Raw genomic sequence first — 13,128 nt, 5'->3', positions numbered from 1 at the left:
AAATATATGGTTCATTGGGTCACTATTCTTATTTTGCATTGATATACCAATTCCATCATTAAAATGACCAATTCTACCTATTCAAAACCAATACTATATTTATTAATCATTCTTTTAGCTCATCTCCCAAATCGTGTCAATTCTCAAGAAATGAATACGCATGAAGATTTGGTTAAAATTTTTAAGGAGTGGAGGTCTTTTGAAAAGCCACCTTTGCAAAATGGTGCACCTGATTATACTGAAACAACTTTTTTACAAAGAGACCCTCAATTTAAAACGCTTCAACAAAAACTTCAAGCTATTGACACCGCAGGTTGGTCAATAGCCAACAAAGTAGATTATCACATTGTCAATGCAGAAATGAATGGTTACGATTTTAACCAAAGAGTTCTTAAGCCTTGGCTTAGAGATCCAGCATTTTATACTACTATATGGACAGACCGTAGTGATGTACCTGCACATGAAGGCCCTACTCACCATGCAATCATAGATGTATGGAAATACACCTTTCCGCTCGATAAAGAAAATGAATCAAAATTACTTGCAGCTTTAAAGGTAATTCCGGTTTTAAACGAACAGGCTAAAATAAACTTAACGGGTAATGCTAAAGACCTATGGGTGGCCGGTATACGTGATATTGAAACTCAAAGTAAAAACTTGGAAGACATGAAAAGTCTTTCAGGAATATCAAAAAATAAAAAAATAGTATCCGCTATTGATGATGTTATAAAATCTACAAACAGTTTGGTCGATTGGCTTAAGGCAGAGGCTCCTTCTAAAAATGGACCTTCTGGTATTGGCAAAGAAAACTACACTTGGTATTTACAAAATGTGCATTTGGTTCCTTTAACATGGGAAGATGAAGTAATGCTCTTGAAAAGAGAACTTACTAGAGCATGGTCTGCCTTAAAATTAGAAGAACATAGAAATCGAAAGTTACCACCATTGGAAGATGCCAGTACTCCAGAAGAATATGACACTAGAGCTAAAGCTTCCGCTAAAAGTCTTCTTAATTTTCTCGACAAAAATGACATGGTTACGGTGAAAGATTATTTTGAACCTGCCCTTAATGAACATTTAGGCGCCTTTGTTCCTAAAGAGAAAAGAAATTTTTTTTGGATAACCGCTCATTACGACCAACGCCCTTTATACTCTCATTTTTACCATTGGTTCGAATTAGCTAGAATGGATAATGAACCAAATTCTAGAGAAATTAGAAAAGAAGCTTTGCTATATAATATATTCGATTCTAGAAATGAAGGTACCGCAACAGCCGTTGAAGAAATGTTTATGGATGCCGGACTTTATGATGACCAACCCCGTTCAAGAGAAATCGTCTATATTATGATTGCACAACGTGCGGCAAGAGGTTTGGGTTCTTTATATGCACAAGCCAACGAAATGACATCTGAAGAAGCCGGCATTATACATTCGAACTACACACCGAGGGGTTGGATGAAAACAGAGAAAGATTTATTGCTTTTTGAGCAACACCTATATCTTAGACAACCTGGCTACGGCACCAGTTATATTACGGGAAAATATCTTTTAGAAAATACACTAGCAGAGTATGCCCGAATGAAAGAGTCTAAAAACGAGCCATTCGAGATGCGTGCATTTTTTGACCAACTAAATGCTGTGGGTAGCATTCCTATTTCCTTAGGCCGTTGGGAAATGACAGGGGTACAATCTTATCTTGGTCAAGAATAGCAACTAAATTGCAATTCAAATCATCATGGTCAATATAGTATCTTAAAAACTAGTCTGTAGTCTCAATGCTAATTCTATGTTTGGTTTTAGTAGTTTCTAAGTTTTTTAACCATTAGCACTCATAACAACAAAAAACAACTTCTTAAATAAGCCACATTCCTTTTTAAAATTGCATAAATCTTAAAACACTATTAAATTAATAGACAAAATTCGCAAAACCAATTAACCCTACTGGATATTCCTGATTTTTAGAAAAAACAAAAAATATAAAAAACACTCGTTTTTATCCAAAAATGAAGTAAAAACCTTTTAAAATAGTCAAATAAATCATAAAAAAGTCGATAAACTTGCGTTTTAACTAAATTTTGCTATGTTATATATATACTAATTCAAAAACTATATATGCGACAACTAAAGATCACCAAACAAATTACTAACCGGGACGCCAAATCATTAGAAAAGTATTTTCAAGAAATCAGTAAAATAAATTTGATTACTGCTAACGAGGAAGTAGAACTGGCTAGAAAAATTCGTGAGGGAGATCAAAAGGCGCTAGATACATTAGTAAATGCTAATTTAAGATTCGTGGTCTCTGCCGCTAAACAATATCAAAATAGAGGCTTACGACTTACCGATTTAATTAATGAAGGCAACTTAGGTTTAGTAAAAGCTGCCAAACGTTTTGATGAAACTAGAGGGTTTAAATTTATTTCCTATGCAGTTTGGTGGATTAGACAATCTATTCTTCAAGCACTTTCAAACAAATCGCGTGTAATTCGTTTACCTCAGAATAAAATCGCTACCAATACTAAAATTTATCAGGTATATTCAACTTTAGAACAAACCTACCAAAGAGCACCGAGCCCGTCAGAAATTGCGTCGGAACTTGATATTAGCGTTTCAAAGGTAAAAAGTTCTATTAAGTCTTCTGTTAAGCATATATCCTTAGATGCTCCTTTTAAAGAAGGTGAATCATCAAATCTTTACAATGTTATAGAATCTAAAAAACTCGACAGTCCAGATAAAGAAATGATTAATGAATCTTTAGAAACGGATATCGACCACGCATTGAACAAAATTCCGGCAAGAGAGGGAGATGTTCTACGTCTTTACTTTGGTCTTGGCAACCAACCCGCAATGAGTCTTATAGAAATCGGTGAAGTTTTCGATGTTACTAGAGAACGAGTCAGACAAATAAAAGACAAAGGTCTTAGAGCACTACGTCGCAAAACCAATACAGAAGTTTTACGCGCTTATTTATAGATTGAATCCTATTTAAATGGTGGATATCTCCCGTAAATCACCATAAACACCCTTTATTAACCATTATAACATAAGCTTAACACGTCATATTAGGACTTGGCTAGGTATATGTTAAGTTACCATAGATAATAGTACAACATGAAATTTATATATATAAAAAGACAGAGTATTACCAAAGAATTGTATCGAACACAAACAGGATTAAGAAATTCAAAGGTTACTTCGATTACAAAATACTTTATGGGTATTCCCATAAAACAAATTCATAATTACAAGCAAATCTATTATGGCCGAAAAAATAACGCTATAGAAAAAATGCTATTCATATAAATACGAACACAAACAAATACTATCAATATAATAATTTGAATTCATGAAGATATTAGTAATAGGAGCTGGAAATATGGGGTTGACTTATGCAGAAGGCATGTCTAAATCAAAATTACTCAAGAAAAGAAATATTATGGTGTTAGACACCTCAGAAGAAAAATTGGAAGAGCTGAGGGAGAATCCGCAATTTGATGCGTTCGACGATTTAAAAAAATGCGCCCCACAGGCAGATATCATTTTCATCGCAGTGAAACCGTATCATGCAGAGAGTGTATTTTTAAAGTTAAATCCGTTGGTGAAACCTGGGCAGATTATAATTTCTATTATGGCAGGTGTCACTATGGAGACTATTAAAAATCTTACCGGTCTTACCAAAATTGTAAGGGCTATGCCCAACTTACCTGCCTCTATAGGTAAAGGTTTAACTTCATTTGTAGCTTCAGACGAAGTAACAAGAATAGAGCTGCTTACCATAGAGAGTCTTTTAGACACTACAGGTAAATCAGTATTGGTGAGCGATGAAAACTTTATCGACGCCTCAACAGGTATTTCTGGCAGTGGACCGGCGTATGTTTTCTACTTTATGCAAAGTATGATGGAGGCTGCCCTTAAAATGGGCTTTTCACCAAATGTTTCAAAAGTATTAGTAGCGCAGACATTTACCGGTGCCATCGAACTTTTTAACCAAAATGAATTATCACCAAATTCATGGATGGATATGGTTGCAAGTAAAGGCGGTACTACCCGTGCAGCTTTAGATTCAATGGAAAACAATAATGTTGGAGAATTAATTAAAGAAGCGGCATTCGCGGCCTTTGAGCGTGCCGTTGAACTTGGAAAAGAAAAGGCACATGTATAAACAAAAAATTGTAGTTAAAGTAGGTACAAATGTAATGACCAATAAAGACAACCGGATCGTAAGACCGGTATTACGAAATTTGGTACAACAGATAGCTGAACTTTATGAACGAGATATTTTGACCGTACTTGTGTCCTCTGGATCCGTAATTGCAGGTAAAGAGGTTTTAGGTACATCTAGTATTGAAAACGAAACACAGCGCAGACAGGTTTACTCTGCAATCGGGCAACCTCGTATGATGCGTCACTACTATAATATTTTTAATGATTATGGTATGAAATGCGCCCAGGTACTGCCTACCAAAAGAGATTTTACTCCGGGTATTCACAGGCAGAACATGATTAATTGTGTTGAAGGACTTTTATCCGAAGGTGTTATTCCTATAGCCAATGAAGATGATGCGGTTTCGGTGACCATGAGTATGTTTTCTGATAATGATGAGTTGGCAAGTTTAATCGCGCAACTTATCGATGCTGATAAACTTATTATTCTAACGGATATCGACGGTCTTTATAATGGGCACCCAAATGCCGAAAGTAGTGACCTTATAGAACACGTGAATCCTGAAGAAAATCTTGATGAATTCATCAAAGACAGCAATAAGAAAGCTGGTGAAGGCCGTGGCGGTATGGGTTCTAAATTAGATTATGCGCAACAAGCAGCAGCTAATAACATCCCTACTTACATAGCTAACGGTAAAAAAGCACGTACGCTTATTGATATTATAGACGGAAAAAATGTGGGCACAAAAGTGACCCTTGAAGAAAAAATAGAAGTATAATGAAATTACTATCTACAGAAATAAAGAACAACGTATTACAAAGTATGGAGCGCACTTTAGATGAAAATCGAAAGGCCATTCTTGACGCCAATAAAAAAGATTTAGAGCTCTTTAATTTGGAAGATCAAGCCATGTACGACCGTTTGATTGTTACCGAAAGTAAAATTGATGGAATGATTGCTTCAATTAAAGAAGTGAGATCACAAGAAGATCCGGTAAGCAAAACCATTTCTACAAAATCATTGGAAAATGGACTGGAAATAAATAACAGAACCGCACCTTTTGGCACCATCATGATTATTTATGAATCAAGGCCAGATGTAACTATTGAAGCTGCTGTTTTAGCGTTTAAGGCGAATAACAAGATATTTTTAAAGGGAGGTAAAGAAGCGTTGCACAGTAATACCATCCTTACTGAACTATGGCATAAGGCTTTGGAAGAAAACGGATTGTCAAAAAACTATATTCAACAATTAGTTTTGAACCGTGAAGAAACCCAAATGTTTTTGAAAAATCCGCCAGAAAAATTAGATTTAATTGTGCCAAGAGGCGGTGAGCGCTTAATTAACTTTGTAAAGCAAAATGCCACTGGCGCTGTGCTTGTAAGTGGACGTGGCAATAATTTTCTATATGTAGATGAAAATGCAGACTGGGAGAAAAGCGTAAAAGTTATTCTCAATGCAAAAACAGCTAAAATATCGGCTTGTAATGCGTTGGATAAAATCTTGATTAGTTCTAAAATTGAAAATTATACCGAAAAACTTGAAGACCTCTATAAGCTGTTACAAGTGAACGGGGTAGAAACATTAGTGGATAACGATGTTAATATTTTAATTGAAGGATCCAATCTCATTAAAGATGCATCTGTTTGGAAAGAAGAATTTCTTGCAATGAAATGTTGTTTGGGCGCTGTTGATTCTCTCGAGGAGGCCATTGAAAAAATCAATATCAATTCTGGCGGTCATTCGGCAACCATTATGACGGCAAACAAAGTCAATGCAATGCAATTTATGGAAGAAGTGGATTGCGCTGCAGTGTATCAAAATGCTTCTACGCGTTTTACCGATGGTGGACAAATGGGTGTTGGTGCAGAATTAGCAATCAGTACCGATAAATTGCACCATAGAGGTCCGTTAGGTCTAAAGCAATTGGTTACCAATAAATATTACATATTTGGTGATGGCCAAATTCGTGAATAAAAATTTCATTATCGTAAAGACAACTCTAAATCGTAATTCATGTTCGAAAAAATAGAAACCATAAATGGTGCATTGGTATACCATGGTAATATGCACAATCGCATTTATTTCACTGAAGCAGATAATGTTGATTTAGGAATTCTAGTTCCAAAAATGAAGGCCCTTGCGAAGCAAAAGAAATATGAAAAGATTCTTAGTAGGGCATCCGAAAGTTCTATGGGAGTTTTACAATCTAACGGCTTCATGGTAGAAGCTAAAATTCCTGGGTTGTACAACGGTACAATAGACGGTTATTTTCTAGCTGATTATGTCAAGAAAGAGCGATATATAAATGATGAGAAAAGTCGTAAAACAATTGAGTCAGTAAAATCGATTGCACTTGCGGCCAATAAACCGCAGACAGATTCTCATTTTGATGTGCCTGTAAATACTGAAATCAAACGACTGACTTCAGCAGATTTTCTATTGTTGGAAGATTTGCATAAAAAGGCTTATAAATACCATCCGAATCAGATTAAGGATGTTAGCCACTTTTCAATGTTGCATGAATTGAATCATCAGTTCTACGGACTTTTCGAAAATGGAGAATTGTTAGTTTCGGCCATTTTAGATGTGCACGAAACGGAATCAAATATGGAAATTGTTGATTTTGTTACACACCCCGATTATCGCGGTCAAAATCTATCTTATTTTCTAGTGCAGGATATTAAAGAAAAGATGAAAACCTCTGGATGTAAAACCGTATACTCCATGGTTCGTGCCACCTCATATGGTCTCAATATCACCTATAGTAAACACGGTTTTATTTTAGCAGGAACATTAACGAACAACTGTGTAGTTCGTGATACAATGGAGAGTATGAATATTTGGTATTTTAAAGGAGACGAAAAAGTTTAATCTTTAATATTAATATGATTAAAATTTGAGTATTACCTCTCTAGTTAAATGAATTCAAGAATCAACTTTTCTAGATATCCCTCTTTAAATGAATGTACTGATTCTGAATAGTTAGCTATTCAGAATCAGTACATTTTTATTATTGTCTCTTTTTATGACAATAATCCTTTGTTTGCATTGTATTTTGTCCTTAATTTGAAAAACGCATTCAAATTTTATCAAAATAATCAATGAAAGGTTTAGAAAACAAGAATTTCATACCCAACCTTTCCTTTGACTGTGTCATTTTTGGTTTTAACGGCAAACTTCTTAAAATACTTATTTTAGAATACCAAAACACGGGCCTTTATGCGCTGCCTGGCGGCTTTGTTGAAACAAACCAAAGTTTAGACGATGCCGTAAAACAAGGTGTAAAGGATCGTACTGGATTAGATAATGTATTCTTAGACCAATTTTACATATTCGGTGAAGTAGACCGAGCAGACCCTGCGTACATGAAACGTTTGTTGGTTGCCAATAATGATGATACCGAGGAAAATAGTTGGATGTTAGAACGGTTTCTCACCGTTGGTTATTATGCCTTAATCAACTACGAAGAAGTAACTCCAGAACCTGACCATTATTCAGACAGTATAGGCTGGTATTCGGTAGATGAACTACCCCAACTAATGATGGATCATAATAAAATTGTAGAAAAAGCCTTGCAGGTTCTTCGTAATAATTTAAGCGAAAAGCTCATAGGCATGAACCTACTGCCCCAAAAATTTACCATGAAGCAATTACAAATGGTTTTTGAGGCTGTTCTAGATCAGAAATTAAGGCGCACCACCTTTCAAAGAAAAATGTTATCACTTGACATTTTAGAACGACATGAGAAATTATTTCAGGGTAAAGCACACAAAGCCCCTTATCTATATAGCTTTAAATAAATAGTAAAAACTAAATTATAACTCTTAAAACAACAACAATGAAAAAATCAATTATGAGCAACATTTTTAAATGTTTAGCCCTAACCGTATTTATGTTCGGTTCACTTGCAACGTATGCACAATCTAAAATGGGAGGTCTTGCACTATATACTGTACGAGATGATATGGGTACAGATGCTAAAGCCACGCTACAAGCTGTTGCCGATGCAGGATTCAAAAATATCGAAGCTGCAGGATATGCAGACGGTAAATTTTACAACATGACTCCTGTAGAGTTTAAAAAGTTGCTTAAATCTTTGAAACTTAAGCCAATTAGCACACACCAAGGCTCGGTTACCTTAGAGAATGCAGACCAAATGATGGCAGATGTTAAAGCTGCCGGATTCAAGTATTTTGTAATACCTGTTCCACCAATGGGCATGTTCGAATTCAATAGAGAGAAAATGAGTATGGGCATGAACGGTACTATCGAAGATTTGGCCAAGATTCTAACCACGCTAGGTGAAAAAGCAAACAAAGCAGGTCTTAAGCTTTTGTACCACAATCACGATTTTGAATTCAAGAAGAATGAAGATGGTATTGTTCCGATAGATTATTTGTTAGAAAATGTAGATCCTAAATTATTGAATTTTCAGATGGATCTGTATTGGGTAACTAAAGCAGAAGCAAACCCTATTGCCTATTTCAACAAATACCCAGGGCGTTTCAAAATCTGGCATGTAAAGGATATGGACGATCAAGGCAGATTTGCTCCTGTAGGTCAAGGTTCAATTAACTTCAAGAACATCTTAGATAACAAAAAACTATCGGGTATGAAATATTACATGGTAGAACAAGACATGACTTTTGATGGGTTAAAACCATTAGAAGCTATTAAGATTAGCCATAAAGGACTTAAAGAAATAGGCTTTAAATAGTCGATTGCCAACTTAGAACTATCAAAATGAAAAACTATATTCAACTAATGGCCTTAATGGTCGTTATCACTTTGAGTGCAACAATTTCTGCGCAAGACGTGGTAATTACAGGCTCACAAGTTCCAGTAACTGAAACAGAAAACGGTACAATTCGTGGATACATCCATAACGACATCCACACCTTTAAAGGCATTCCTTATGCGCAAGCGAAACGTTTTGAGGCTGCAGAAAAACCAGCAAAATGGAATGGCGTAAAAAGCACCACCATGTATGGGGCTGTTTCTCCATTAATTACGCCTACAACTTCTATTCAAGATGAATCAGAATTTGTATTTGACCATGATTGGGGCTTTCCAAATGAAGATTGTTTGAGCTTAAATGTTTGGACACCTAATGCATCCACCGATAAAAAAAGACCTGTACTTTTCTGGATTCACGGTGGCGGCTTCACTGCTGGCTCTAGTCATGAACTTCCTTCGTATGACGGTGAAAATATGGCTAAAAACGGTGATGTAGTGGTTGTTTCTATCAACCACCGTTTAAATGTTTTAGGCTTCTTAGACTTATCGGCTTACGGTGATAAATATAAAAACTCGGCGAACAATAGTATTATGGATATGGTTGCTGCTCTAGAATGGGTAAAGAACAATATTTCTAATTTTGGTGGTGACCCGAACAATGTGACCATTTTTGGTCAGTCTGGTGGTGGCGCAAAAGTAACTACGCTTATGGCTATGCCAAAGGCAAAAGGTTTGTTCCATAAAGCAATCAACCAAAGTGGTTCTTTTAGAACTGCCATGTTAGAGAAAGAAGACACACAAGCGATTGCTACAGAAACCTTGAACATACTTGGGTTAGAGGGTAGTTCAGTAGATAGTATTCAAAATATTCCATTTGAAGTTTTAGCCGATGCAAGTAGCAAAGCTTTAAAGGTGGTAGCCGAAAAAATGAAAGCTGCAGGCAAACCTGTAATCGGCTTCGGACTTAGTTGGGGTCCAAGTAAAGATGGCAACGTACTTCCATATCAATTAAGTTCAAAAGAGGCGTTGGCCGTATCAAAAGATATCCCTTTTATGATTGGTACCGCAAAGAATGAATTTGCGCCATTTGCTAATATGCGTTTTTTAGGAGCATCTGAAGAAACCATCATGAAACATATTAAAGACACTTACAAAGACAAAGCAGATGCTTACGTAAAAGCAGTTAAGAAAGCGTATCCGAACGACACTGATGTCAAAGACCTTTTAGATGTAGATACCATGTTCAGACCTGGTGCCGTATTAGAGGCGAATGACAAGTCGGGCCTAGAAGGGGCACCTGTTTATATGTATCTGTTTACATGGCAATCACCAGTGTTCGATGGCAAGTACAAGGCATTACACTGCATGGAGCTTCCTTTTGTTTTTGACAATATCAACCTGGCGAATCATATGACTGGTGGCGGACAAGAAGCACACGAGCTTGCAGATAAAATGAGCGGTGCCTGGATTAATTTTGCAAGAACAGGCAATCCTAATCATGAAAATCTTCCTGAATGGCCTGCCTATAATAGTAGTAATACGGCCACTATGCATTTCGACGTTACGTGTGAAGTTAAACCTCAGCTCGACAAAGAATTATTTAGTATTGTTCAGGGTCAATAAATTATACTAAGATTACCCCTTAATAAATAAAAAAATCTGTCGTTCAGAGATAAAAAACTGTCGATTACAGGTTTGGGGCAAATCAAAATTATAATAGTGATTAAATTCACCCATTATCATTTCAACGTACATATCAATGAAAAAACCAACTATTAAATTTACAGCGACAACGCTTATTCTACTGTCTATATTGACTAGTTGTTCTGAAAAGTTCACGATAGACCAGAAAGAAAATTATACCAAAGTCATTAATTCTGACGGTGCTACCTTAGGTTATTCTCCTGAGTCTGGTATTAAAATTATATCGCAAGATCGATATGCTTTTAAGGATCTCAACAAAAACGGAACACTAGATAGTTATGAAGATTGGCGTTTACCTGTAGCCGAGCGTGCGAAAGATTTGGCTAGCCAAATGAGCCTAGAAGATATCTCGGGCCTAATGCTCTACAGCTCACACCAATCTATTCCTGGTAGTAGCCGTGGTTTTGGCGCTTCACAATATGGGGGTAAGCCATTTCCAGAAAGTGGTGCTTTGGCGAGCGACCTTTCAGATGATCAAAAGAAATTTTTGACCGATGACCATTTGCGTCATGTACTGATTACTTCGGTCGAAAGTCCGGTAATAGCAGCACAATGGAACAATAATGCCCAAGCCTTTGCAGAAGGTTTGTATTTGGGCATACCGGTCAATACAAGTTCGGATCCCCGTCATGGCAGTGATTCTTATGCAGAATTTAATGCCGGTGCAGGTGGTTCAATTTCTATGTGGCCAGGAACTTTAGGTATCGCCGCTACGTTTGACCCGTCTATAATGAAACAATTCGGGGAAATAGGCTCAAAAGAATATAGAGCCTTAGGAATTGCTACGGCACTTTCACCACAAATTGATTTAGCAACAGAACCACGTTGGAGCAGGTTTGATGGCACTATGGGTGAAGACCCAGATTTAGCTACAGATTTGGCCCGTGCCTATGTTGATGGTTTTCAATCGACCGATGGTGGCGATTGGGGCATGCAAAGTGTCAATGCCATGGTAAAACACTGGCCTGGTGGCGGACCAGAAGAAGGAGGCCGTGATGCTCACTTCGGGTATGGCGCCTATGCCGTATATCCTGGTAAGAACATTGCAGACCATATTAAACCATTTACCGAAGGTGCCTTTAAATTAGACGGCCCTACTAAAATGGCATCGGCCGTAATGCCGTACTACACCATTTCTTCTGGCGAAGGCGAAAATGTAGCCAATGGTTACAATAAGTATTTGATTACAGATGTCTTACGTGGCAAGTATGGTTATGAAGGTGTACTATGTACCGATTGGGGTATTACCAGAGATATGAGCGCTATACACAAATTTGAAGGGAAACCTTTTGGCGTAGAAAACTTATCCGTTGCAGAGCGTCACTATAAGGCTATTGCTGCAGGAATGGATCAATTTGGAGGCAACAATGATATGGGTCCGGTTTTAGAAGCTTTTAAATTAGGTGTGGCCGAACTTGGTGAAGAAGCGATGCGAGCACGTTTTGAAGCTTCTGCGGTACGTTTATTGACTAATATTTTTAGGGTGGGGCTTTTCGAAAATCCATATTTAGAGGTAGCCGAAACTGAAAAGATAGTGGGTAACAGTGAGTTTATGAAAGCTGGTTTTGATGCACAATTGAAATCGATTGTAATGCTTAAGAATCAAAATAAAACTTTGCCAGTTGAAGCCAAAAAGAAAGTATATGTACCACAACGTTATGTAGCACCCACTACGAATTGGTGGGGTATCACCACACCCGAAAAAACCGTAGATGCTTTCAATATGCAAGTGGTCGCCAAATATTTTGATGTAGTCGATTCTCCAGAAGAGGCAGATTTTGCTCTTGTGGGCATCTACAGTCCAAATGGTGGGGTGGGTTACGATTATGCAGATTTGGAAAATGGAAGCAACGGTTATGTGCCCATTAGTCTTCAATATGACACGTATACCGCAGATACTGCTCGTGAAGTAAGTTTAGCAGGTGGTAGCCCGTTAGAAGACTTTACTAACAGAACCTATAAAGGCAAAACGGTGAACACCATTAATACGACCGATATGCAATTGGTAAACGATACGAAAACAAAAATGGGTAATAAACCTGTAGTCGTATCGGTAAAAGTCGGCAAACCAATGATTTTCTCTGAAATAGAAGGTAGTGCTGCGGCCATAGTGGTTCACATGGGTGTACAGGATCAAGCGTTGATGGAAATCATTACAGGAGCGGTAGAACCATCTGCCCTACTCCCTTTTCAAATGCCAGCAGATATGTTGACCGTAGAAGCTCAATTTGAAGACGTACCAAGAGACATGAAGCCTTATACAGATGCCGATGGCAACACCTATGATTTCGCGTATGGCTTAAACTGGAGCGGCGTTATAGACGATGCACGTGTAAAGAAATACAAATAAGAAGTTGAATTGTTTTTTAAAAGCCCTATTAAGGTATTTCCTTACAGGGCTTTTTTTTATTTTTTCGCTGAAATAAAAAGAACCTGGTCATTAAACCATAACAACTAAATTTCGTCTAAAGACCTATAGAACAATAACCCAATACAAGCATAGCTTAGAAAAAAAATAA

The 13,128-nt window shown here is 37.1% G+C and carries 10 protein-coding genes; all 10 read left to right on the top strand.

What is annotated here, in order from left to right; all coding sequences use genetic code 11:
• Positions 1-63 precede the first annotated feature (63 nt).
• Entirely contained in the window at positions 64-1,710 is a 1,647-nt protein-coding gene (locus tag B5X55_RS17550; protein WP_079514337.1) for a hypothetical protein, read from the top strand.
• A gap of 402 nt (positions 1,711-2,112) precedes the next feature.
• Positions 2,113-2,973: a sigma-70 family RNA polymerase sigma factor gene (locus B5X55_RS17545; protein ID WP_079514335.1), complete on the top strand. Its 861-nt coding sequence runs from the start codon at positions 2,113-2,115 to the stop codon at positions 2,971-2,973.
• A 373-nt stretch (positions 2,974-3,346) separates the two neighbouring features.
• Complete coding sequence (gene proC / locus B5X55_RS17540) at positions 3,347-4,162, top strand: pyrroline-5-carboxylate reductase (protein WP_079514333.1); 816 nt, start codon at positions 3,347-3,349, stop codon at positions 4,160-4,162.
• Positions 4,155-4,943, top strand: a complete 789-nt coding sequence (gene proB, locus B5X55_RS17535; RefSeq protein WP_079514331.1) for a glutamate 5-kinase — start codon at positions 4,155-4,157, stop codon at positions 4,941-4,943. The genes proC and proB overlap by 8 nt, the downstream gene beginning before the upstream one ends.
• On the top strand, positions 4,943-6,142 hold the full coding sequence (locus B5X55_RS17530; protein WP_079514329.1) for a glutamate-5-semialdehyde dehydrogenase: 1,200 nt from the start codon (positions 4,943-4,945) through the stop codon (positions 6,140-6,142). Before proB ends, B5X55_RS17530 begins: the two co-directional genes overlap by 1 nt.
• Positions 6,143-6,181: 39 nt before the next feature.
• Positions 6,182-7,039, top strand: coding sequence for a GNAT family N-acetyltransferase (locus B5X55_RS17525; RefSeq protein ID WP_079514327.1), 858 nt, complete (start codon positions 6,182-6,184; stop codon positions 7,037-7,039).
• Between the two features lie 230 nt (positions 7,040-7,269).
• Positions 7,270-7,968 (top strand): NUDIX hydrolase, encoded by a 699-nt coding sequence (locus B5X55_RS17520; protein WP_079514325.1) that lies wholly within the window; start codon positions 7,270-7,272, stop codon positions 7,966-7,968.
• A 38-nt stretch (positions 7,969-8,006) separates the two neighbouring features.
• Positions 8,007-8,885 (top strand): sugar phosphate isomerase/epimerase family protein, encoded by an 879-nt coding sequence (locus tag B5X55_RS17515; protein ID WP_394332857.1) that lies wholly within the window; start codon positions 8,007-8,009, stop codon positions 8,883-8,885.
• A 26-nt stretch (positions 8,886-8,911) separates the two neighbouring features.
• On the top strand, positions 8,912-10,528 hold the full coding sequence (locus B5X55_RS17510; protein ID WP_079514323.1) for a carboxylesterase/lipase family protein: 1,617 nt from the start codon (positions 8,912-8,914) through the stop codon (positions 10,526-10,528).
• Positions 10,529-10,664: 136 nt separating this feature from the next.
• Positions 10,665-12,959, top strand: coding sequence for a glycoside hydrolase family 3 protein (locus tag B5X55_RS17505; RefSeq protein ID WP_079514320.1), 2,295 nt, complete (start codon positions 10,665-10,667; stop codon positions 12,957-12,959).
• Positions 12,960-13,128 lie beyond the last annotated feature (169 nt).

Origin of the sequence: Maribacter arcticus (assembly GCF_900167935.1) — a bacterium.
GTDB classification, from domain to species: domain Bacteria; phylum Bacteroidota; class Bacteroidia; order Flavobacteriales; family Flavobacteriaceae; genus Maribacter; species Maribacter arcticus.
The sequence above is the reverse complement of the archived record's forward strand: the minus strand, read 5'-3'. Positions and strand labels throughout refer to the sequence as shown.

What these genes read in the sequence shown, in the direction of transcription:
- B5X55_RS17545 (WP_079514335.1), top strand. Translation starts at nt 2,113, where the DNA reads ATGCGACAACTAAAGATCACCAAACAAATTACTAACCGGGACGCCAAA.
- B5X55_RS17515 (WP_394332857.1), top strand. Translation starts at nt 8,007, where the DNA reads ATGAAAAAATCAATTATGAGCAACATTTTTAAATGTTTAGCCCTAACC.
- B5X55_RS17505 (WP_079514320.1), top strand. Translation starts at nt 10,665, where the DNA reads ATGAAAAAACCAACTATTAAATTTACAGCGACAACGCTTATTCTACTG.
- B5X55_RS17525 (WP_079514327.1), top strand. Translation starts at nt 6,182, where the DNA reads ATGTTCGAAAAAATAGAAACCATAAATGGTGCATTGGTATACCATGGT.
- B5X55_RS17530 (WP_079514329.1), top strand. Translation starts at nt 4,943, where the DNA reads ATGAAATTACTATCTACAGAAATAAAGAACAACGTATTACAAAGTATG.
- B5X55_RS17510 (WP_079514323.1), top strand. Translation starts at nt 8,912, where the DNA reads ATGAAAAACTATATTCAACTAATGGCCTTAATGGTCGTTATCACTTTG.
- proC (WP_079514333.1), top strand. Translation starts at nt 3,347, where the DNA reads ATGAAGATATTAGTAATAGGAGCTGGAAATATGGGGTTGACTTATGCA.
- proB (WP_079514331.1), top strand. Translation starts at nt 4,155, where the DNA reads ATGTATAAACAAAAAATTGTAGTTAAAGTAGGTACAAATGTAATGACC.
- B5X55_RS17550 (WP_079514337.1), top strand. Translation starts at nt 64, where the DNA reads ATGACCAATTCTACCTATTCAAAACCAATACTATATTTATTAATCATT.
- B5X55_RS17520 (WP_079514325.1), top strand. Translation starts at nt 7,270, where the DNA reads ATGAAAGGTTTAGAAAACAAGAATTTCATACCCAACCTTTCCTTTGAC.